Raw genomic sequence first — 21,453 nt, 5'->3', positions numbered from 1 at the left:
CTTCAGTAGAGTTCGGCGGCGAGCCCGGTGTACGTGCGCGGTGTCAGGGCCAGCAGACGTGCGCGTGCGTCGTCGCCGATATCGAGGCCTCGCACGAACTGCGCCAGGTCGTCGGGACCGATACGGCGTCCGCGCGTCAGCTCTTTGAGCAGCGCATACGGGTCGGCGATCGAGGAGCGTCCCGCGACGACCTCGGCGCGCACGACGGTCTGGATCGCCTCGCCGAGCACCTCCCAATTGCCGTCGAGGTCGGCCAGCAGCAGGTCCTCGGCGAGGGAGATCTCATCCAGGCCCCGGCGCAGGTTGTCGAGGGCGAGCAGCGAGTGTCCGAAGGCGACGCCGATGTTGCGCTGGGTCGACGAATCTGTCAGGTCGCGCTGCAGACGGCTCGTCACGAGGGTCTGCGACAGCGAGCCGAACAGGGCTCCCGAGATCTCGAGGTTGGCCTCGGCGTTCTCGAACCTGATCGGGTTGATCTTGTGCGGCATGGTCGAGGATCCGGTCGCGCCGGCGACCGGGATCTGCGCGAAGTACCCGAGCGAGATGTACGTCCACACGTCGGTGGCCAGGTTGTGCAGGATGCCGCCGGCGTGCCGCGCGAGGTCGTAGAGCTCGACCTGCCAGTCGTGCGACTCGATCTGGGTGGTCAGGGGGTTGAAGTCGAGACCGAGCGACTCGACGAACTCCCTGGCGACGAGCGGCCAGTTCACGTCGGGGTTCGCGGCGAGGTGCGCCGACCACGTGCCTGTCGCGCCCGAGAACTTGCCGAGGTACTCCGAGGCCGCGACCCGGGTGGTGACGCGGCGCAGACGCGCAGCGAAGACGGCGAGCTCCTTGCCCATCGTCGTGGGGGTGGCCGGCTGGCCATGGGTGCGCGAGAGCATCGGCGCCTCGCGGTGGGCGTCCGCCAGCTCGTCCAGGCGCCGGGTCACGGCCTGCAGTGCGGGCAGCCACACCTCGGTGACGGCTCGCTTGACCGTGAGGGCGTACGAGAGCGAGTTGATGTCCTCGCTCGTGCACGCGAAGTGCGTCAGCTCTGCGATCGCATCGAGCCCGAGCGCCGCGAGGCGGTCGCGCACGAGGTACTCGACGGCTTTCACATCGTGCCGCGTGATGGCCTCGCGCTCGGCGAGCCAGTCGATCTCGTCCTGCCCGAACGACAGGTAGAGCGTGCGCAGCGCCGTCTTCTTGTCCTCCGGCAGGGGTGAGGTGCCGAACAGCGACCGGTCGGTGAGTGCGATGAGCCATTCGACCTCTACCTCGACGCGGGCGCGGTTCAGTCCCGACTCCGAGAGGTGGTCCGCGAGTTCGGTGACGACGGGTCGGTATCGACCGTCGAGGGGGCTCAGCGGCTGAGGAGGGAGGGAAGTCACGACGAAGCTCCGGGAGGGACGGTGGCGGATGGCGGCCCGCCGGCCAGATCCGGCTCGAGCCGGAGGAACAGTGCGCGGGTCGCGTCCTCGATCATAGCGAGCACGTCGTCGAAGGCCTCCGGGCCCGCCTGGTAGGGGTCGGGCACGTCGGTCGTGCTCGCGTTCTCGGCATAGGCCATCAGCGACGTGATCTTGCGGGCCTCGGCCTCGGATCGTGTCAGCGCGCGAAGCATGCGGGCGTGGCCGGCGTCGAGGGCGACGACGAGGTCGTTGCGGTCGAAGATGTCGTCGGCGACCTGCTGCGCGCGGTGCGCCGCCCCGTCGTAGCCCCGGCGGGCGAGGGCGTCGATCGTGCGGGGGTCGGCACCGCCGCCGACGTGCCAGTCTCCCGTGCCCGCGCTGGTCACGACGAGCCGCTGCCCGTACCCCGCGTCGTCTGCGAGTCGTCGCAGCACGACCTCGGCCATGGGCGACCGACAGATGTTGCCCGTGCAGACGAAGACGACCCGGACCGGAGGGTGTTCGGCGGTGTGCATGGGTCCATCCTCTCAAGCGGAGGATCCGCTCTCCCCAGCTCGCCCGGCGGACGGGCCGTCCCCGATCGGTTCGTCTCGGGAGGTCGGGAGCGCGCGCGGACGTCAGGGTGGACGCGTGCCCACACCCACCCCCGAACTGGTCGCGGCATGGGCCCGCACCAGAGACGCGCTCGAGTCCGCGTGGACGGTGCTCGCCGCTCCCGTGGACCAGATGGATGCCGCGACGACGGCCGCCCGCACCCTGCGCGACGAGGTGGCCTGGGAGGGGCAGGCGGCCGATGTGTTCAGGGTCGCCGGCGACGACCTCTCCGAGCGCGCGGCGCACCTGATGCTGCGCGTCCACGACCTGCGCGAGGGCGTGCGGGGGCAGGGCCTGCTCTTCGACGCACGCATGGACGGTGCGCTCTGAGTGGCGGGCTCTCGATCAGCTCGGGGGGCACGACGCTGGTCGACACCGCGTCCTTGCGGGCCGCCGCCCTCGAGGCGCGCTCGCTGGGCCTGCGGCTGCGTGACGCGGCCACCGGCATCCGCGCGGCCTGGTTCGAGGTGGAGCCGGTCGCAACGACGCTCGCCGTGCGCTCTCTCGAGCGCCGCCTGGACGCGCTCGCGACCGACACGGTGCGCGTGGCCGAGCGCGCCGAGCAGCTCGCGGACGACCTGGTTCACGCCGCGGACCGCTACGAACTCGCCGAGTTGCGGGCGCGCTGGCTGGCGCTGCCGCGCTCGGCGGCGCCATCCGGTGTCGGCGTCGAATCGGAGCGCGCCGTCATCGCTCGACGGGTGGCGCAGCTGGCGGGCCGGTATCTCGGCGCAACGGAGGCGGACCGATCGACCGAGGATCTGTTCCGCGCCCTCGACGCGACGGGCGCTGTCGCGGACCGGCACAGCATCGACCACCTCGCCTATCAAGTGCTGATGGGCGGCACGGCGACGCTCGGGCCCCTGCCCGGTGCGCTCGCGGCGGGGCTGGTGGCGATGTTCCGCGCCACGGTGCTGTCCCACACGGCCGCGGTGCGTGCCCGAGGCATCGATCCCGCGTTCGCGGCGACGGGCCGCGCTCGCGTCGACCCGGTGCGCCGCGCCCCCACGCAGGCGCCGGTCGGTCTCACGCAGGTTGCGACGCGGATTCCGGGCGGGGCGGCGGCTCGCGTGCGGGTGGAGCGCTACGACATGCCCGCGGGGCGGCGCGAGTGGGTGGTCTACGTCGCGGGCACACAGTCGTTCGGCGGCGGGGACGAGCTCTTCGACATGGACTCGAATCTCGAGCTGTACGGCGGCCGTGGCGCGGCGAGCTCGGATGCCGTGGCCGCGGCGCTCGCCGACGCCGGGCACCGGGAGGGCGAGACCGTGCATGCCGTGGGGCACTCGCAGGGCGCGATGATCGCCTCGATGCTCGCCGCGAGCGACCCGGACGTGCGCACCCTCGTGGGGTTCGGCTCCCCCGTGCTGCCACCGGCCTCCGCCGACGTGCTGTCGGTGGATGTGCGGCACAGCGACGACGTGGTCGCCGCGCTCGCCGGACCGCCCGTACCAGGGCCGAGCGGGGCGCCGGGCAGCTTCATCGCCGAGCGGCTCGCCGACCCACTGCCCGGCATCCGTGACGGATGGCTGCCCGCGCATCAGATGGACGGTTACATCGAGACGGCCGCACTCATCGACGCGTCGACCGATCCCCGTGCACGCGGGCTGTCGGGCCTCTGGGCGCATCTGGGCGACGCCGAGTCCGTGACGGCGACGGAGTACGCGGCGCAACCGCGCCCGGTCAGTCCTTCTTCTTCTGCGGCCGCAGGATGAGCCCGAAGATCGCGTTGATGATCGAGATCAACAGCGCGGCGACGACCCCCCACCAGAAGTGCTCCACGACGAGCCCGAACCCGAAGAACGACGTGATCCACGCCGTGAACCAGAGCAGGAAGCCGTTGATCAGCAGCGAGATCAGGCCGAGGGTGAGGATGTAGAGGGGAATCGCGACGATGCGGATCAGCGTGCCGATGATCGTGTTGACGATCGCGAAGATCGCGGCGACGAGCAGCAGCGTCAGCACCAGCTGCAGGGTCTCGCCGGGGGCGAACGGCGTGACGCTCACCTGCAGCGCCGGGATCAGGGTGACGACCCAGATGGCGAAGGCGTTGACGACGACGCGGACGATGAAGCGCATGGTGCTCCCATCCTGGCACGCGTCGCGCACGCCCGCGACGGCCGGGTGACGCGCTCTCTCAGCCCGCCAGCGCCACCATGTGCGCACGCAGCTCGGCGGCGATGTCGACGAGCTCGAGACGACGCTGTGCGACGGCGAGGACGAGGTCGAAGGCTTCGTCGTTCGTGAACGTCACGCCGATCCCATTGACGCGCAGGAAGGCGAAGGTCAGATAAAGGGAGAGCCGCTTGTTACCGTCGAACAGCGGGTGATTCTGCGCCAGCGACGAGAAGAGTGCCGCTGCCTTGTCCTCGATCAGGGGATACGCGTCTTGGCCGAACATCGCCGCAGCGGGACGGGCGAGTGCCGACAGCAGCAAGCCCTCGTCGCGGATGTGCAGGCCGAGGTGATGGACGACCGCCAGTGCTTCTTCGGGGCCGATGTTTTCGGTCATGCGTCCCGCAGGCGCTCGATCGTGTCTCGGTACTGCGTCCCGACCGCGTCCACGGCCTCAAGGAGGCGAGCGGTCTTCGCTTCGGTTCGCACGAACCGATCCGTCGCCTCGATGAGCAGCGCGTGCTTCGACGTGTGCCGCTCCTCGGCAAGGGCGGTGAGGGCGCGGTCGAGTTCGGGCGGGAGGCGGACGGTCATAGCCATACCACGATGGTACCGATACCACACCGGTACCACGCGATATCCCGGCCGCGGCATCCACCCGCTCCTAGACTCGTTCGCGTGAGCGACTCCCCCGCCGCGCCGCCCGTGCGCCTCCGCCCCGAGATCGCGGCCCTGCCCGCCTACAAGCAGGGCAGACACGCGGATGCGGCCGCCTACAAGCTCTCGAGCAACGAGAACCCTTTCGCGCCCCTTCCGGGTGTCCTGGCCGCTATCGCCGCCGCCGACGACATCAACCGCTATCCCGACGCTGCCGCCACCCGCCTGCGCCAGGCGCTCGCCGGCCGCTGGGACGTCGAGGTCGATGCGGTGCACGTCGCGGCCGGCAGCGTGTCGATCCTGTCGCAGCTGCTCAGCGCCGTCGCCGGTCCGGGTGACGAGATCGTCTACGCATGGCGGTCGTTCGAGGCCTATCCGCTGCTCGTGACGGTCACCGGCGCCGCGAGCGTGACGGTGCCGGTCTCCGCCGAGGGCCGGCACGACCTCGACGCGATGGCCGCCGCGGTGGGCGAGCGCACCCGGGCGGTGCTCGTCTGCAGCCCCAACAACCCCACGGGACCCGCGGTGCACCGCGACGAGCTCGAGGCGTTCCTCGCGCGTGTCCCCGCCGATGTGCTCGTGGTGCTCGACGAGGCCTACGCGGAGTTCGTGACCGACCCGCGCGCCGTCGACGGGCTGAGCGGCCTGCCCTACCGCGACAGGGCGAATGTCGTCGTGCTGCGCACGTTCTCGAAGGCCTACGGGCTCGCGGGGCTGCGAATCGGCTATGCGATCGGCGATCCGCGCGTGCTCGACGCGGCGCGCAGCACCGCGATCCCCCTGTCGGTGACAGGGCACGCCGAGGTGGCCGCGCTCGCGAGCCTCGAGTGCGAGGATCAGCTGCTCGAGCGGGTGCATGCGCTGGCCCGTCGCCGCGACGAGCTCGCCCAGGCCCTGCGCGACGCCGGCTGGCGGGTTCCCGATGCACAGGGCAACTTCGTCTGGCTTGCCGCCGGGGAGCAGACGATGGATGTCGCGGCCGCATTCGACGCGGGGGGGATCGTCGTCCGCCCGTTCGCCGGTGACGGCATCCGGATCTCGGTCGGCGAGGAGGAGTCTGTGGAGAAAGTGGTACGCATCGCAGCATCCGTTGTAGAGAACCTCCCGCCGGAGCACGAGGGGAGGGCGTTAGCGTGGGGCAAATGATGCCGCTCGAATCCCCGGACGTCGTGCGTGTGCTGGCGGCCGATGGCACCCTCGCCCCCACACCCTCCGCGGAGCGGTACCAGCCGATCATCGACGCGCTGGGCGACGCCGAACTCGAGACCTTCTACCGCGACATGGTGCGCAGCCGGGCCTTCGACCGTGAGGCGACGAATCTGCAGCGGCAGGGCCACCTCGCGCTCTGGCCACCGAGCCTCGGCCAGGAGGCCGGCCAGGTCGGCTCCGTGCGCGCCGCGCGAGCGCAGGATCACTTCTTTCCGTCGTACCGGGAACACGCCGTCTGCCAGATCCGCGGCGTCGACCCCGTCGACATCATCCGCGTCATGCGGGGCCTGACGCACGGCGGCTGGGACCCGTTCGACCCCAAGAACGGCAACACCCACATCTACACGCTCGTGCTGGCCTCGCAGACGCTGCACGCCGCGGGATTCGCGATGGGACTGGCCTTCGACGGCCGGTGCGGCACGGGCGACCCCGAGCGCGACGAGGCCGTGATCGTCTACTACGGCGACGGGGCCTCGAGCCAGGGCGACGTGCACGAGGCGATGGTCTTCGCCGCGAGCTACGACGCGCCGCAGGTGTTCTTCCTGCAGAACAACCAGTGGGCCATCTCGGTGCCCGTCGCGACGCAGTCGCGGGCGCCGCTGGTGGAGCGCGGCCGGGGGTACGGCATCCCGAGCGTGCAGGTCGACGGCAACGACGTGCTCGCCAGCTACGCCGTCAGTCGTGTCGCCCTCGAAGAGGCGCGGGCGGGCGGGGGCCCGCGCGCGATCGAGGCCGTCACCTACCGGATGGGTGCGCACACCACCAGCGACGATCCGACCAAGTACCGCACCTCGGATGAGGAGCAGTACTGGGCCGAGCGCGATCCCATCGCGCGGATGCGCGCCTTCCTCGCGGCACGCGGCGCGTCCGAGGCGTTCTTCGCCTCGGTGGATGCCGACGCGGCCGAGGTCGCCGAGGACACCCGCGCGCGCACGGTGACGCTGGTCGAGCCGGATCGCGAGGCGATGTTCGCTCACGTCTACAGCGAGCCGCACCCGCTCATCGACGAACAGCGCCGGTGGCTGCGCGACTACGAGGCATCGCTCGAGGAGGGGCCGGCATGACCGACACGACGCTGCCCCTCGGCCGGGCGCTGAACGCCGGTCTGCGCCGCGCGCTCGAAGACGACGATCGCGTGATGCTCATGGGCGAGGACATCGGCCCGCTGGGCGGGGTGTTCCGCATCACCGAGGGCCTGCAGGCCGACTTCGGCCCGAAGCGCGTCGTCGACACCCCGCTGGCCGAGTCGGGCATCATCGGCACCGCGATCGGCCTGGCGATGGCGGGGTTCCGCCCCGTCTGCGAGATCCAGTTCGACGGATTCGTCTTTCCCGGGTTCGATCAGATCACGAGCCAGCTCGCGAAGTTCACGAACCGGCATGAGGGCTCCCTGCGCATGCCGGTCGTCATCCGCATCCCGTACGGCGGGCACATCGGGGCGATCGAGCACCACCAGGAGAGCCCCGAGGCGTACTTCACGCACACGCCGGGCCTTCGCGTGGTGAGCCCGTCGACCCCGAACGACGCGTACTGGATGATGCAGGACGCGATCTCGTCGGACGACCCGGTCGTCTTCCTCGAGCCGAAGAGCCGCTACTGGCAGAAGGGCGAGATCGACACCGCCGAGCGGGCACTGCCGCTGCACGCCAGCCGCCGGGTGCGGCGAGGCACCGACGTGACGCTCGTGGGGCACGGGGCCATGGTCACGACGCTGCTGCAGGCGGCTGCGCTCGCCGAGTCGGAGGGGGTCAGCTGCGAGGTCATCGATCTGCGCTCGCTCTCGCCCGTCGACTACGGCCCGATCCTCGATTCCGTCCGCTCGACGGGTCGCATGGTGTACGCGCAGGAGGCCCCCGGCTTCACGAGCCTCGGCAGCGAGGTCGCCGCGACGGTGGCCGAGCGGGCGTTCTACTCTCTCGAGGCGCCGGTGCTGCGGGTGTCGGGCTTCGACGTGCCCTTCCCCGCGGCCAAGCTCGAGGGTGTCTTCCTGCCCGATGCCGACCGCATCCTCGAGGCCGTCGACCGGGCCCTGGCCTACTGAGGACACCGCATGGCATCCCCGGTGCGCCCACTCGAAAGGATTCCCCGATGAGCACGCAGACCTTTCTCCTCCCCGATGTGGGCGAGGGGCTGACCGAGGCCGAGATCGTCTCGTGGCACGTCGCGCCCGGCGACACCGTCGCGGTCAACGACGTGCTCGTCGAGATCGAGACGGCCAAGTCGCTCGTCGAGCTGCCCTCCCCCTTCGCCGGCACGGTGGGCGAGCTGCTCGCGACCGAGGGTGAGACCGTCGAGGTCGGCAAGCCGATCGTGACGATCGCGGATGCCGGGGACCCGGCATCCGATTCCGACCCCGCCCCGGAGCCGGAGGCGGCGTCCGACGAGGGCGGGGGGGCGGTGCTCGTCGGCTACGGCGCCGCGGGCCAGGTCTCGTCGCGTCGTCGCAAGAAGCCCGAGCGCCCGGTCGCAGCGTCGGTCGGCGTGGTCGCCAAGCCCCCGATCCGCAAGCTGGCCAAGGACCTGGGCGTCGAGCTGGGTGATGTGCAGCCGAGCGGCCCCGCCGGCGAGGTCACTCGCGAGGACGTGCTGCGGCACGCGTCGCAGGCCAGCGTGTTCCGCAACATCGAGACGCCCGCATGGGGCGACGTGCGGGAGGAGACGATCCCCGTGGATGCCGCTGCGCCGGCGCCCTCGGCATCCATCGCCCCGCCCGAGCCCGCCCCCGCCGACAGCGCCCGCGAGGAGTCGTTCCCGGTGCGGGGCGTGCGCAAGGCGACGGCGAACGCGATGACCAGCAGCGCGTACACCGCGCCGCACGTGTCGGTGTGGGTCGACGTCGACGCGACGCGCACGATGGAGTTCGTCAAGAGGCTGAAGGCGTCGCCGGATTTCGCCGACGTCAAGGTGTCGCCGATGCTGATCATGGCGCGGGCGATGATCTGGGCCGTGCGCCGCACCCCCATGGTCAACGCGGCGTGGATCGACACCGACGAGGGCGCCCAGATCCGAGTGCGCCACTACGTCAACCTCGGGATCGCGGCGGCGACCCCGCGCGGGCTGCTGGTGCCCAACATCAAGGACGCGCAGCAGCTCAACACGCGCGAGCTCGCCCGTGCGCTCGAGAAGCTGACGCTGACGGCGCGCGAAGGCAAGACGCGGCCCGAGGACCAGCGCGGCGGCACCATCACGATCACCAACATCGGCGTGTTCGGCGTGGATGCCGGCACCCCGATCATCAATCCGGGCGAGGTCGGCATCGTCGCGCTCGGCGCGATCCGGCAGAAGCCGTGGGTCGTCGACGGCGAGGTGCGCCCGCGCTGGGTCACGACGGTGTCGGGGTCGTTCGATCACCGCGTCGTCGACGGCGACGGCGTCTCGCGCTTCATCGCCGACATCGCCTCGGTGCTCGAGGAGCCCGCACTGCTGCTGGACTGATCGCTCACGCCGTCTGCTCCCCGTTCCCTCTTCGCCCGCGCGCGCTCGCCCCGCGGCCCTTCCCCTCCCCAGTTCGCTCGCCTGTCGCGAACCGCTCGCGTGGCGGGCCTCACGCGTCGATCCGCGACAGATGAGCGGCGGTGTGGGCGAGGAGGGCGCGAGGAAGCGCTCGCAGAGTTGAGAACGATTATCAATACCTATAGACTCGCAGTGTGAACAGCCGACGACTCCCTGCCGCCCTCATCCTTCCCGCCGTCTCGGCGCTCGCCCTGGCCGGCTGCGCCGGCACGAGTGAGCCCGGTGACGAGAGCGACACGCTCACCGTGGTCGCCTCGACGAACGTGTACGGGCAGATCGCCCAGGAGATCGGCGGGGAGGACGCCGAGGTCGTCTCGATCATCGATTCCGGGGCGCAGGACCCCCACGAGTACGAGGCCACGGCGCAGGACCAGCTCACCATCGCGGAAGCCGACCTCATCATCGAGAACGGCGGCGGGTACGACGCGTTCGTCGACGGTCTGATCGAGTCAAGCGGCACCGACGTTCCGGTGCTGACCGCGGCGGAGTACGCGCACGACTGGCCGGGAGACGAGCACTCCGAGGAGGAGCACTCGGACGACGAGCACGCGGAGGACGAACACGCCGAGGAGGAGCACGCGGAGGACGAGCACGCCGGCCACGACCACATCGAGGGGTTCAACGAGCACGTCTGGTACGACCCCCACACGATGGAGCACCTCGCGGAGGACATCGCCGCGCAGCTCAGCACGATGCTGCCGGAGCGCGCCGAGGTCTTCGAAGACAACGCCCAGGCGTTCATCGACGGCATCGCCGAGCTCGAGGTCGACCTCGCCGAGCTCGAGGCCGAGCAGGGCGGTGCCGAGGTGTTCGTGACCGAGCCGGTTCCCGTGTACCTCATCGCCTCCGCGGGGCTCACCGACGTGACCCCCGCGGCCTTCAGCGAGGCGGTCGAGGAGGGCCAGGACGTGCCGCCCGCGACCCTGCTCGAGGCGCTCGAACAGCTCGACAGCGGCGACGTGCGAGTCGTCATCACGAACGCGCAGACGGGCGGGGCGGAGACGACGCAGGTGATCGACGCCGCGGATGCCGCCGGCATCCCGGTGATCGAGTTCTCCGAAACGCTCCCGGAGGGCCAGACTTACCTTTCGTGGATGACGGAGAACATCAGCGCCCTCTCCGGCGCTCTGGCGGAGTGACCGACACGGCACCCCTGCGCATCCGGGGCGCCGCGCTGCGCCGCGGCGGGCGGGAGCTGTGGAGCGGCCTCGACCTGGATGTCGAGCCCGGGGAGTTCATCGCCGTCCTGGGCCCGAGCGGCTCGGGAAAGACCACGCTCCTGCGCGCGATCCTCGGTCTCGAGCACCTGAGCGAGGGCTCGATCACCGCGCTCGGAGCGCGGGTGGCGCGCCCCGGCAATCGCCGCATCGGCTACATCCCCCAATCTCGTCCACTGCCTCCGGATGCCGCGCTGCGCGGCCGCGATCTGGTGGCCCTCGGCGTCAACGGGCACCGGTTCGGTCCGCCGATCCCGCGCCGGCGGGACCGCGAGCGCATCGAGTCGCTCATCGAGGAGGTCGGGGCGCGCGAGTTCGCCCACCGGCCGATCGGGCTGCTCTCGGGCGGTGAGCAGCAGCGGCTGCGGGCCGGACAGGCCCTCGCCGACGACCCGCGCCTGCTGCTGTGCGACGAGCCGCTCACGAGCCTCGATCTCGCCAATCAGCAGTCGGTCATCTCGCTCATCGACCGGCACCGCCGCGAGACGGGGGCGGCCGTGCTCTTCGTCACCCACGACATCAATCCGGTGCTCGGCCGCGTCGACCGCATCCTCTACCTGGCCGGGGGCCGGTTCACGCTCGGCCGCCCCGACGACGTGCTCAACTCCCGCGTGCTCACCGACCTGTACGGGGCCCCCGTGTTCGTCCTGCGCGCGGGCGATCGCCTGGTCGTCGTCGGCGCTCCTGACGCCGAAGCGTCTCACCATCACCACGACGAGGTGGGCGGATGAACGCCGAGGAGATCTGGGACGCCCTCCTGGGGGGACTGCCCGACTACGGCGCGATCTTCGCCCTCGTGTCGAACTCGGTGATCGCCGGGGCGGTGCTCGGCTTGGTCGGCGGCCTTGTGGGCGTGTTCGTCATGCAGCGCGACATGGCGTTCGCCGTGCACGGCATCAGCGAGCTGTCGTTCGCCGGCGCCGCGGCGGCGCTCCTGATCGGCCTGGATGTCGTCGCGGGATCGATCGTGGGATCGCTCGTCGCCGCGGGGCTCATCGGCTGGTTCGGCGCTCGCGCTCGCGATCGCAACTCGATCATCGGGGTGCTGATGCCCTTCGGGCTCGGTCTCGGCATCCTGTTCCTCTCTCTCTACAGTGGGCGGAGCGCGAATCGCTTCAGCCTGCTCACGGGACAGATCGTCTCGGTGCAGGCCGACCAGCTCGGCTGGCTGATCGCGATCAGCCTCGTCGTGCTCGCGGGCCTGATCCTGGTCTGGCGCCCGCTGCGCTTCGACTCGCTCGACCCCCAGTCGGCCGCGGCGCGAGGCGTGCCCACCACCGCGGTCTCGCTCGGCTTCATGCTGCTCCTCGGCCTCATCGTGGCCGTCAGTGTGCACATCATCGGCGCGCTCCTCGTGATGGCGCTGCTCGTGACCCCGGCCGCCGCCGCCATGCGCGTGAGCTCCGGAGCGGTGGCGGTGCCGCTGCTCGCGGCGACCTTCGGCTTCGTCTCGGCCGTGGGCGGCATCCTGCTCGCGATCGCGGGCACCTTGCCGGTGAGTCCCTACATCACGACGATCTCGTTCCTGATCTACGTTGTCTGCCGGATCGTCGGGGGTCGTCGCGGGCGAGTGGTTCGCGCCGCGTCCTCGGGGTCCTCCAAGGTGCCGGCCGCTTAGAATCGTCGGCATGGCCAAGCGGAACACGTGGCAGCGCGACAGCGTCCGCGACGCGCTCGACGACAGCGCGGGATTCGTGAGCGCCCAGTCGCTGCACGCGCGGCTGCGTGACGACGGCACGGGGATCGGACTGGCGACGGTCTACCGCGCACTCGCCGACCTGGCCGCCACCGGCGACGCCGACAGTCTGCAGAGCCCGGAAGGCGAGAGCCTGTACCGGGCATGCCGCACGCCCGGGCATCACCACCACCTCATCTGTCGCTCGTGTCTGCTCACGGTCGAGATCGAGGCGGACGAGGTCGAGGTGTGGGCGCAGCGCACAGCCTCGTCGCACGGCTTCACCGAGGCCGCCCACATCGTCGACGTGTTCGGGCTGTGCGCCGCCTGCACGGCCGCCGGAACAGCCGAGCGTGTCACTCCGTAGCCCGGCGCGCTCGCGCACCTCATCCCCGTCCTCGCCCCCGTCCCCGCCTCGTTCGGCGGGTATCCGGCGCGGTCCCCTCATCGGGCTGGCGATCGGCGCGGTCACCGTCGCGGCGCTCTTCGCGGTCGACGCGTGGGCGCCGGGCTTCTTCGGCGCTTCGCTGCCTACCCGCGCCCAGGACGGCTTCACCCTCGGTCTCTCGGTGCTCATCGAGTCGCTGCCGTTCATCGTGCTCGGACTGCTGCTGTCGGTGGTCGTGCAGGTGTGGGTGCCGCCCGGGCTCGTGGAGAGATGGATGCCGCGCCGGGCGTGGGCGCGCCGCGCGACGCTGTCGCTGCTCGGCATGTTCCTGCCGGTGTGCGAGTGCGGCAACGTGCCGCTGGCTCGCGGCCTGCTGATCCGCGGGTTCTCGGTGCCCGAGGCCCTGACCTTTCTCATCGCCGCTCCGATCGTGAACCCGATCGTCATCCTGACGACGCACCAGGCGTTCGGCTGGGACGGCGGCATCCTGGTCGCCAGGCTGCTCGGGGGGTACCTCATCGCCAACCTCATCGGCTGGCTCTACTCCCGTCATCCCGACCCGGGGAGCCTGCTGACGGCTCGCTTCCGGGCCGAGTGCGCGCACGATCACGGCCTGCACGGCTCACAGGCCACGCAGAGCCTCGAGATCTTCGTGCGGGAGCTGCGGGCCGTGATGCCCGCACTGATCATCGGCTCGGCGATCGCGGGTGCTGTGCAGGTGCTCGTGCCGCGCGACGTGCTGATCGCGATCGGCTCCAACCCGGTGCTCTCGATTCTCGCGATGATGGCGCTCGGGCTCACCGTCGCGATCTGCTCGAACGTCGACGCGTTCTTCGCGCTGTCGTTCGCCTCGACCTTCACCCCGGGATCGCTCGTCGTGTTCCTGCTCGTCGGACCCCTGGTCGACATCAAGATGCTGGCGCTGTTCCGCACGACCTTCACGACCCGCACGATCGCGGTCATGGTCGCGGTGGTGCTCTCGTCGGCATTCGTCATCGGCATGGGGGTGAATCTGCTTGCGTGAGGGAAGTGCGCTCGTGACCCGCTGGCTCGGCGTCGGCCTGGCCGCCGCGATCGCCGTGGTCACGGTCGGGCTGTGGGCCACGGGACGGCTGGGTCTCTACATCAACCCCGACTCGGCGTGGTGGTACGTGTCGATGTCGCTGGTGCTGCTGGTCGGCGCCGTGCTCTCCTGCACGGTGCGCATCGACCACGATGACCACCACCACGACGATGACGTGCCAGTCGACACTGCTCCGACGGTGGCGTCGCGACCCCGGTTCCGACTCGCCGGCCCCGCCGCCGTCATCGCGGGAGGGGTCTCGTCGGTGCTCGTGGTCTCGGCGATTCTCCTGCCCCCGGCATCCCTCTCGCCCGAGCTGGCGCTGGCGCGCGCGTCGGGGGCGCCCCCCGTGCTCTCGACATCGGCGACGCTGGCGCTGGCCGCGAGCGAGGACACCTCGCAGTTCGGGGTAGGCGAATGGTCGCAGGCGATCGCGACCACCACCGACCCGGCCCGGTTCGTGGGTGAGGGCGCCACCCTCACGGGTTTCGTCGCACCCGGCGCGGACGGCTTTCTGCTCACCCGGCTCGTGATCGTGCACTGCGTGATCGACGCCCAGGCCGCGAGCGTGCCGGTTGCCGAGACGTCGTCGACCGCCGCGCTCGATGAGGGTCAGTGGGTCGAGGTCGAGGGGCGCTTCACCCGTGCCGACGGCGGTGAGCTGGTGCTGACCGCGGAGTCCATCACCCCGGTGGATGAGCCCGAGGATCCGTATGAGTACTGAAGCGGGGGTGCGCGCCGGTGAGACGAGGGGATCGCGCCGTCGCAGACGGGAGCGCTCGGGTTTCGTCCGCAGCCTGTCGGTCGTGCTCGCCGTGCTGCTCGTCGCGGCGATCGCCGGCTCGGTGCTCAGCCTCACGCAGGGGCCGCGGGCCAGCACCGTCGTCGTCGACACCGAGGCGATCGCCGAGTCGGCCGGGCAGCGTGTCGTCTTCACCGCGAGCCAGCCACTCGAGCAGATCGACCCCGCGCAGATCACCGTCGAGCCCGCCGCGCCCTATTCGGTCGAGACCTCGGGGCGACACGTGGCCGTGCAGTTCACGTACGCCCTGGACCCCGACACGTCGTACGAGGTGACGATCGACGACGTCGTCGGCACATCGGGCGGGCCTGAGTCGACGCTGTCGCACGATTTCACGACCGCCGTGCCGCCGCTCTACGTGCTCCAGCGCAGTGAGGACGGCGACGATGCCGTGTTCTTGACCAACCTCGAGGGCGACCGTGCGGTCCCCGTCTTCACGCACGGCCAGATCGAGGACTTCCGCGAGTCGCGCTCCGGTCTCGTCGTGCAGACGACCGACGACGACGGTGCCGCCGCCCTCACCGTGACGGCCCGCGACGGCGGCGATCCCACCCCGCTGTCGCTGCCGGGCGCGGGCACCGTCTCGGGGCTTCAAGCCGCCGACCGTGGGGGCCTGATCGGCTACACCTACACCGATCTCGACGTCTCGGACGAGGGCGGGATCGAGTCGAGGCTCTATCTCTCGCGCATGGACGATCCCGGCACGCCCCCGCGGGCGGTCGATCTCGGCGACGAGTCCCGGGTGTCGCAGTGGTCGTTCGTCCCCGACACCTCGTCGCTGCTGGTGCTCACTTTCGACGGACAGCTGCGGCTGGTCGATCCGCAGGATCCCGATGCCTCGCCCGTGAGCCTCGGCACCGCGATCAGCCTGTCGGGCGTGGAGCGGGGAACCGGGCGCGCCATCGTGGAGCGCGCGGACGGAATGGTCACCATCGACCTGACCGACCTGAGCGAGGAGGCGCTCGTGACGACGACCGCCATCGAAGAGCTCGGGCTGCCCGGACCGGTGCGGCCGTTCGCCGAGGGCGAGACGCTGCGCACCTTCACCCGGATGGGCGCCGACGGCTACCCGGAGTCGCAGTCGGTCGTGACGGTCGGACCCGAGGGCGAGGTCGCACCCGTCCTGACCCTCGCCGACTCCGGCGACGCCGTCATGCAGGCCTGCGCCTCGCCGAGCGGCCGCTACGCGGCCGTGACCGTCGCGCCCGACCTCGCCCAGAACCCCTACGACACCTATGCGCGCCCCCTCCCGGTCACGCTGCAGACGCACATCATCGACACGGATGCCGGCGAGACGATCACGGTCATCGACGGCACCGACGTCTCGTGGTGCCCGGTCGCCCCGTGATCTCGCACGGCACCCGGCCCGCGACGCGCGCCGATCTCGGGAGCACGCCCCTCGAGGTGGCCCCGCGACTGCTGGGCGGCGTGCTCACGACGTGGGTCGACGGCATCCCGGTGTCGGTGCGCATCACCGAGGTCGAGGCCTACCACGGGCTGGGCACCGGTGACGTGCCGGACCCGGGTTCGCACGCCCGGATGGGTCCGACGGCCCGCAACCGCACGATGTGGGGCGCTCCGGGGCACCTGTACGTGTATCTCAGCCACGGCATCCACTCGTGCGTCAACGTGGTCTGCGGGCCCGAGGGGACGGCCGGCGGGGTGCTCCTGCGGGCGGGCGAGGTGGTGGAGGGGCGGGATGCCGCCGCCTCCCGCCGCCGTGCCGCGCGGGTGCCGCGCGACCTGGCGCGCGGCCCGGGCAGGGTGGGGCAGGCCCTCGGGCTGCGGCATCCGGTGCACGACGGCATCGATGCGGTGTCGGGTGAGCCGCACGACGGGGCCCGGGCCCGGCTGCGGCTTCGCGACGAGCCGGTCGACGACGTGTCGACGGGCCCGCGCGTGGGAGTGGCGGGGATCGCGGGGACGGCGGCGTTCCCCTGGCGGTTCTGGGTCACCGGCGACCCGACGGTGTCGGCGTTCCGCTGGGGACGCGGGGCGGCCGAGGCCGCGGGCGGCGAGGGACTCGCGCCGGGGGAGTAGGCGCCGACCGCTCCGTGCTAGGATGACTCTTTGTCTGCGCGCACTCCAGCGCGTAGTTCGCCTTCCGGCTCATTCGTCTCGGCATCCTCGCGGATCCCGAACACGCGCGTGTCGGGATGCAGACAAGGGATCTTGGGTGAAGCCGTCCGGCTTCACGGTACAGAAGGAGACACCATGGCAGCAGTGTGCCAGGTGACCGGAGCGGTTCCCGGCTTCGGTCACAACATCAGCCACTCGCACCGCCGGACGAAGCGCCGCTTCGACCCGAACGTGCAGAAGAAGACCTACTACGTGCCCTCGCTGGGTCGCAGCATCAAGCTCAACGTGTCCGCCAAGGGCATCAAGGTGATCGATGCACGCGGAATCGAGTCGGTCGTGAAGGACCTGATCGCGAAGGGTGTGAAGCTCTGATGGCGAAGAAGGCTCAGGACGTACGTCCGATCATCAAGCTGCGTTCGACCGCCGGCACGGGATACACCTACGTGACGCGCAAGAACCGCCGCAACAACCCCGACCGCATCGTGCTGAAGAAGTACGACCCGGTCGTCCGCAAGCACGTCGATTTCCGAGAGGAGCGCTGATCATGGCGAAGAAGAGCAAGATCGCGCGCAACAAGCAGCGCCAGGAGGTCGTCGACCGCTACGCGACCAAGCGTGCCGAGTTGAAGAAGGCCCTGGTCGACCCGACGTCGACCGACGAGCAGCGCGAGGCTGCCCGCCTCGGCCTGCAGAAGCTTCCCCGCAACGCGTCGCCCGTGCGGCTGCGCAACCGCGATGTCATCGATGGGCGCCCGCGCGGCAACCTGTCGAAGTTCGGCATCTCGCGCGTGCGGTTCCGCGACATGGCGCACCGCGGCGAGCTGCCCGGCGTGACCAAGTCGAGCTGGTAGCACGCACGGCATCCACGTCCGAGAGGGGCGGGTCACCCACGGGTGCCCGCCCCTTTCGCATGCCCGCGCGGATGCCAGGGCCCCAGGCCACCCTGCTCGCCTGTCACGGAGCGACCGTCGCGGCCGTCGGTGCGGTCGATCCGCGGCAGCGGAGCGGGGGAGACGGCCGCCCGGTGGTTCACACGTGTCACAGCAGCCCCATGAATCACGTGAAACGCGCTCGAGCTTCTCGAAAATCCGCGCAAATACGCGGTTCGCGGGCGTTCCCCGGTAGATTCGACGCGGTCGATCGACCAACCGGCCCCGTCGGGGACCGGCAACACAAACGTATGGGCGGCGGTCGAGCCGCCGCTGGAGGTAATCCGAATGGCTGACAAGTCCATCACCAAGACCGAACTGGTCGCGAGCATCGCCAGCGCCACGGGCGAGAGCCAGGCCACGGTTTCGCGCGTCGTCGACGGCCTGTTCTCGACCGTCTCCGAGGCCGTCGCCCAGGGCACGAAGGTGTCGATCCCGGGCTGGATCGCCTTCGAGCAGGTCGACACGGCCGCGCGCACCGGCCGCAACCCGCAGACGGGCGAGGAGATCAAGATCGCCGCGGGCAAGCGGGTCAAGGTGACCGCCGGCTCGAAGCTGAAGTCGGCCGCGAAGTAGTCGTCCGCTTCACCACGACGAGGGGGGATGCCGCAACGCGCGGCATCCCCCCTCGTCGTTCGCCATGGCGCTTAGGCTGAGGGAGTGAGCCCCCGCATCCTGCGCATCGCCGGGCCCGCGATCCTCCTCGTCACCGCCCTGGTGTCACTGGCGATCGCGCTGGCCTACGGCGGCGCCGCCGCGCCCCTCGCCCTCGGCGACCCGGGTCCGCTCGTGCGCTGGGGGCTGCCCCTGGCCGACCTGATGGTCAACCTCGGCGCGGCGACGATGGTGGGCTCGCTCGTGCTCGCGCTGTTCGCGCTGCGCGCCGGCACGGGGGAGTTCGACCTTGCCCTCGACGTCGCCTCGATCGGCGCCGCGGTGTTCACCGTGGCCGCGGGCGCCACCGGGTACCTCGTCTTCCTGAACGCCTTCAACGCGACGCCCAGTCCGGATGCCGTCTTCGGGCAGCAGCTCGGCCGGTTCCTGCTCGAGCTCGAACTGGGGCAGTCGTGGCTGATCACCACCCTCGCCGGCGCGGTGATCACCGTGCTCGCGTTCGCGGTGCGCACCTGGACCCCCACCCTGTTCGTCGCGATCCTCGCGCTCGCGTCGCTGGTGCCGATGGCCACGACCAGCCACGACGGCGCGGCGGCGAACCACGACGACGCCGTCACGACGCTCGCGCTGCACATCATCGGCGCCGCCGTGTGGCTCGGGGGGCTCGTGCTGCTCGTGATCCTGCGCCAGTCCTCCACACCGGCACGGCTGGCACAGGTGCTGCCGCGCTACTCGAGCATCGCGCTCGTCGCGTTCATCGTGGTCGCGTTGTCGGGCTACGCGCGCGCGGCCGTCGGCATCGGCGCGCTGAGCCAGCTCGCCAGTGCCTACGGCGTGCTGATCCTGGTGAAGGCGGGTGCCCTCGTCGGCATCGGGATTCTCGGGGCCGCCTATCGCCGACGGCTGATCCGCCGGATGGGCGATGACGCGGCATCCCGCGCCTTCTGGGGGCTCGTCGCGCTGGAACTGGGGTTCATGGGCGTGGCGAGCGGCGTGGCCGCGGCGCTGGCCCGCACGGCACCGCCGCTCGGCGATCAGCCCATCCTCGACCCGACCCCGGCGGAGGTGCTCACGGGTGAGCCTCTGCCACCCGAGCTGGACGCCGGCCAGTGGCTCACGGCATTCAGCCCGGATCTGCTCTGGATCCTGGTGTGCGGCTTCCTGCTGTTCTTCTACCTCGCGGGTGTCGTGCGCCTGCACCGACGCGGCGATTCCTGGCCCGTCCTGCGCACCGTCTCGTGGGTGGGGGGGGTGCTGATGCTGTTCTGGATCGTGAACGGCCCCGTGGCCGTCTATGAGAACTACCTGTTCAGCATGCACATGATCGGGCACATGACGCTCACGATGGCGATCCCGCTGCTGCTCGTCCCGGGGGCGCCGGTGACGCTCGCGGCGCGCGCGATCCGCAAGCGCGACGACGGCACGCGCGGCGGGCGCGAGTGGATCCTGTGGGCCGTGCACTCTCCCGTGGCGCGTGTGCTGACCAATCCGCTGGTCGCCGCCGCGCTGTTCGTCGGATCGTTGTGGATCTTCTATTACACCGACGTGTTCCGCTGGGCGCTCTACGACCATCTCGGTCACCTGTGGATGGTGACGCACTTCCTGATCACGGGGTATCTCTTCGTGCTCACGTTGATCGGCATCGACCCGGTTCCCTACCGACTGCCGTACCCCTTCCGCCTCGTGCTGCTCATCGGGGTGATGGCCATGCACGCGTTCTTCGGCATCTCGATCATGATGCAGTCCGGGCTGATGCTGGCGGAGTGGTTCGGGGCCATGGGGCGCACCTGGGGGCAGACGCCGCTCGAGGATCAATACACGGGTGGCGGTGTGGCGTGGAGCGTGGGCGAGATCCCGACCCTGATCCTCGCCGTCGCCGTCGCGGTCCAGTGGAGCCGCAGCGACGATCGCGCGCAGCGCCGGCGCGACCGCGCCGTGGACCGCGCCGGCGATGCCGAGCTCGACGACTACAACGCCCGGCTCGCCGCACTCGCCGATCGCGACGCACGCACACGCTGACGACCGCCCGTGGCGGCGGTGTTCAGCCCGAGCTCACGCGGATCGAGACGGTTCCGTCGGGCTGCAGCGCGACGTCAGCCGAGAGCGCGAAGGGCACGTCCTCGCTCAGGGGACGCACCGTGCCGTCGAAGAGCGAGAGCTCGTCGACCTCGAGGTGCGCGACGCCGGCCGTCGAGGGCACCGCCCAATCCGCGCCATCCGGAACGAGCTCGACCACGGGGTAGTCGCGGATCGACCAGCTGGGCAGGCTCGCGATGCGGTTCCGCAGCACGTATCCGAAGGGGCACGCGGTCGGCTGCAGCACCTGCTGCTCGGCGCACGCGTCGAGAAAATCGTCGACCTCGTCCTGAACCACCGACACGAACTGCTCGGTGGGCTCGGCGTTGACCTCGACGCCGACGCCCGCGAGTGGGACGTCGGCGAGCACATCCACGCCGCGCGTCGACGAGATGACGGTGTCGACGGCGACACGGTAGCGGCCCGGGGAGAACACCAGCATCGACATGCTCTCGAGCGGGTCGGCGTCCGCGCCGAGGGGTGAGATCTGGCGCTTGTCGAGCGTGAATCCGTTCACCTCGAAGCTCATCGACCCGTTCACCGTCACGTCCAGCACTGCGAGCGGGCTCTCGACGAACCGCCACGCGGGCACAACCCCGGCCCAGCCGTTCCGATCCACCAGGTAGGTCGAGGTGCCCGTGTACGAGCCGGACCGGTACGACAGCGTCACGGCGACGCCGTCGTCGGTCACCTGCTCGTCGACGACCTCGATGTCGCCCATCGCGCTGAGGGCGTCGCGGCGCAGGAGCGCATCGGATGCCGTCTCGGGCAGCCCCGCCGCGGCCAGCTCGGTCGAGTCCACCCGCACGCCCGGCACCTCGAGCGCATCGGCGGCCCGTCCCTCGGCGAGCAGGCCCACGTAGCGTTCGACGAATGCCGAGGGCCCGTAGAAGGCGTGGTAGAGGGTGATGCCGCCGGCCGCGAACGCCGCCATGAGGAGCACCCCCACGACGAGGAGCACCGCCAGGTCGGCACGACGCCGGTCCCGTCGCCGCATGCGGCGCGCAACGGGGTCGCGCACGGCGCGGGCCTCGCCCGGCGCAGGCGCGTCGGTCGAGCGCGTGACCCCCTGATCCACACCGGCAGTCTAGGCGGGTGCGCCTGTGCGCCCGCCGACGAGCGACGCGG

Annotated in this window: 25 protein-coding genes; 19 read left to right on the top strand and 6 right to left on the bottom strand. The window is 70.9% G+C overall.

Annotation, left to right across the window (positions count from 1 at the left end; all coding sequences use genetic code 11):
• Positions 1–2 precede the first annotated feature (2 nt).
• A complete protein-coding gene (gene purB, locus M4I32_RS04980; protein ID WP_319033396.1) occupies positions 3–1,373 on the bottom strand; it encodes an adenylosuccinate lyase in 1,371 nt (456 codons plus the stop codon).
• Positions 1,370–1,909, bottom strand: a complete 540-nt coding sequence (locus M4I32_RS04975; protein ID WP_319033395.1) for a low molecular weight protein-tyrosine-phosphatase — start codon at positions 1,907–1,909, stop codon at positions 1,370–1,372. The genes purB and M4I32_RS04975 overlap by 4 nt, the downstream gene beginning before the upstream one ends.
• A gap of 115 nt (positions 1,910–2,024) precedes the next feature.
• Here M4I32_RS04975 and M4I32_RS04970 point away from each other — a divergent pair, with 115 nt between their 5' ends.
• Positions 2,025–2,318, top strand: a complete 294-nt coding sequence (locus tag M4I32_RS04970; RefSeq protein WP_319033394.1) for a hypothetical protein — start codon at positions 2,025–2,027, stop codon at positions 2,316–2,318.
• Positions 2,319–2,371: 53 nt separating this feature from the next.
• A complete protein-coding gene (locus M4I32_RS04965) occupies positions 2,372–3,703 on the top strand; it encodes a hypothetical protein (protein WP_319033393.1) in 1,332 nt (443 codons plus the stop codon).
• On the opposite strand, the gene M4I32_RS04960 is transcribed toward M4I32_RS04965, so the two are convergent.
• The 3 genes from M4I32_RS04960 to M4I32_RS04950 are packed head-to-tail and all read right to left on the bottom strand — an operon-like array spanning position 3,672 to position 4,703.
• Complete coding sequence (locus M4I32_RS04960) at positions 3,672–4,067, bottom strand: phage holin family protein (RefSeq protein WP_319033392.1); 396 nt, start codon at positions 4,065–4,067, stop codon at positions 3,672–3,674. The genes M4I32_RS04965 and M4I32_RS04960 overlap by 32 nt on opposite strands.
• Before the next feature lie 58 nt (positions 4,068–4,125).
• Positions 4,126–4,500 (bottom strand): type II toxin-antitoxin system death-on-curing family toxin, encoded by a 375-nt coding sequence (locus tag M4I32_RS04955; RefSeq protein WP_319033391.1) that lies wholly within the window; start codon positions 4,498–4,500, stop codon positions 4,126–4,128.
• Positions 4,497–4,703, bottom strand: coding sequence for a ribbon-helix-helix protein, CopG family (locus M4I32_RS04950; protein WP_319033390.1), 207 nt, complete (start codon positions 4,701–4,703; stop codon positions 4,497–4,499). The genes M4I32_RS04955 and M4I32_RS04950 overlap by 4 nt, the downstream gene beginning before the upstream one ends.
• 78 nt (positions 4,704–4,781) lie before the next feature.
• Between M4I32_RS04950 and M4I32_RS04945 the strand changes: the two genes are divergently transcribed.
• From M4I32_RS04945 to M4I32_RS04865, 17 genes are all read left to right on the top strand, one after another.
• On the top strand, positions 4,782–5,906 hold the full coding sequence (locus tag M4I32_RS04945) for a histidinol-phosphate transaminase (protein ID WP_319033389.1): 1,125 nt from the start codon (positions 4,782–4,784) through the stop codon (positions 5,904–5,906).
• The gene (locus M4I32_RS04940; protein WP_319033388.1) at positions 5,903–7,033 is read left to right on the top strand and encodes a thiamine pyrophosphate-dependent dehydrogenase E1 component subunit alpha; all 1,131 of its coding nucleotides are present in this window, start codon (positions 5,903–5,905) and stop codon (positions 7,031–7,033) included. The genes M4I32_RS04945 and M4I32_RS04940 overlap by 4 nt, the downstream gene beginning before the upstream one ends.
• Positions 7,030–8,010, top strand: a complete 981-nt coding sequence (locus M4I32_RS04935) for an alpha-ketoacid dehydrogenase subunit beta (RefSeq protein ID WP_319033387.1) — start codon at positions 7,030–7,032, stop codon at positions 8,008–8,010. The genes M4I32_RS04940 and M4I32_RS04935 overlap by 4 nt, the downstream gene beginning before the upstream one ends.
• 47 nt (positions 8,011–8,057) lie before the next feature.
• The gene (locus M4I32_RS04930) at positions 8,058–9,404 is read left to right on the top strand and encodes a dihydrolipoamide acetyltransferase family protein (protein WP_319033386.1); all 1,347 of its coding nucleotides are present in this window, start codon (positions 8,058–8,060) and stop codon (positions 9,402–9,404) included.
• Positions 9,405–9,616: 212 nt separating this feature from the next.
• Positions 9,617–10,621, top strand: coding sequence for a metal ABC transporter solute-binding protein, Zn/Mn family (locus tag M4I32_RS04925; RefSeq protein ID WP_319033385.1), 1,005 nt, complete (start codon positions 9,617–9,619; stop codon positions 10,619–10,621).
• Positions 10,618–11,430 carry a metal ABC transporter ATP-binding protein gene (locus M4I32_RS04920; RefSeq protein WP_319033384.1) on the top strand — a complete coding sequence of 271 codons (813 nt, stop codon included), beginning with the start codon at positions 10,618–10,620 and terminating at the stop codon, positions 11,428–11,430. The genes M4I32_RS04925 and M4I32_RS04920 overlap by 4 nt, the downstream gene beginning before the upstream one ends.
• On the top strand, positions 11,427–12,317 hold the full coding sequence (locus M4I32_RS04915; RefSeq protein ID WP_319033383.1) for a metal ABC transporter permease: 891 nt from the start codon (positions 11,427–11,429) through the stop codon (positions 12,315–12,317). The genes M4I32_RS04920 and M4I32_RS04915 overlap by 4 nt, the downstream gene beginning before the upstream one ends.
• Positions 12,318–12,327: 10 nt before the next feature.
• Complete coding sequence (locus M4I32_RS04910; protein WP_319033382.1) at positions 12,328–12,741, top strand: transcriptional repressor; 414 nt, start codon at positions 12,328–12,330, stop codon at positions 12,739–12,741.
• Positions 12,728–13,786 carry a permease gene (locus M4I32_RS04905; RefSeq protein WP_413466782.1) on the top strand — a complete coding sequence of 353 codons (1,059 nt, stop codon included), beginning with the start codon at positions 12,728–12,730 and terminating at the stop codon, positions 13,784–13,786. The genes M4I32_RS04910 and M4I32_RS04905 overlap by 14 nt, the downstream gene beginning before the upstream one ends.
• 13 nt (positions 13,787–13,799) lie before the next feature.
• Positions 13,800–14,549, top strand: a complete 750-nt coding sequence (locus M4I32_RS04900; protein WP_319033381.1) for a TIGR03943 family putative permease subunit — start codon at positions 13,800–13,802, stop codon at positions 14,547–14,549.
• On the top strand, positions 14,539–15,975 hold the full coding sequence (locus M4I32_RS04895; RefSeq protein WP_319033380.1) for a hypothetical protein: 1,437 nt from the start codon (positions 14,539–14,541) through the stop codon (positions 15,973–15,975). Before M4I32_RS04900 ends, M4I32_RS04895 begins: the two co-directional genes overlap by 11 nt.
• Positions 15,957–16,667, top strand: coding sequence for a DNA-3-methyladenine glycosylase (locus M4I32_RS04890; protein ID WP_413466781.1), 711 nt, complete (start codon positions 15,957–15,959; stop codon positions 16,665–16,667). Before M4I32_RS04895 ends, M4I32_RS04890 begins: the two co-directional genes overlap by 19 nt.
• 174 nt (positions 16,668–16,841) lie before the next feature.
• Complete coding sequence (rpmB, locus tag M4I32_RS04885; RefSeq protein ID WP_319033379.1) at positions 16,842–17,078, top strand: 50S ribosomal protein L28; 237 nt, start codon at positions 16,842–16,844, stop codon at positions 17,076–17,078.
• Positions 17,078–17,248, top strand: coding sequence for a 50S ribosomal protein L33 (gene rpmG / locus M4I32_RS04880; RefSeq protein ID WP_013584775.1), 171 nt, complete (start codon positions 17,078–17,080; stop codon positions 17,246–17,248). Before rpmB ends, rpmG begins: the two co-directional genes overlap by 1 nt.
• Positions 17,249–17,250: 2 nt before the next feature.
• Entirely contained in the window at positions 17,251–17,556 is a 306-nt protein-coding gene (gene rpsN / locus M4I32_RS04875; protein WP_319033378.1) for a 30S ribosomal protein S14, read from the top strand.
• A gap of 366 nt (positions 17,557–17,922) precedes the next feature.
• On the top strand, positions 17,923–18,210 hold the full coding sequence (locus tag M4I32_RS04870; protein ID WP_319033377.1) for an HU family DNA-binding protein: 288 nt from the start codon (positions 17,923–17,925) through the stop codon (positions 18,208–18,210).
• 84 nt (positions 18,211–18,294) lie between these two features.
• Entirely contained in the window at positions 18,295–20,268 is a 1,974-nt protein-coding gene (locus M4I32_RS04865) for a cytochrome c oxidase assembly protein (RefSeq protein ID WP_319033376.1), read from the top strand.
• A gap of 22 nt (positions 20,269–20,290) precedes the next feature.
• On the opposite strand, the gene M4I32_RS04860 is transcribed toward M4I32_RS04865, so the two are convergent.
• On the bottom strand, positions 20,291–21,403 hold the full coding sequence (locus M4I32_RS04860) for a hypothetical protein (protein WP_319033375.1): 1,113 nt from the start codon (positions 21,401–21,403) through the stop codon (positions 20,291–20,293).
• Positions 21,404–21,453: the final 50 nt, after the last annotated feature.

Origin of the sequence: Microbacterium sp. LRZ72 (assembly GCF_033792225.1) — a bacterium.
Lineage (GTDB): Bacteria > Actinomycetota > Actinomycetes > Actinomycetales > Microbacteriaceae > Microbacterium.
The sequence above is the reverse complement of the archived record's forward strand: the minus strand, read 5'-3'. Positions and strand labels throughout refer to the sequence as shown.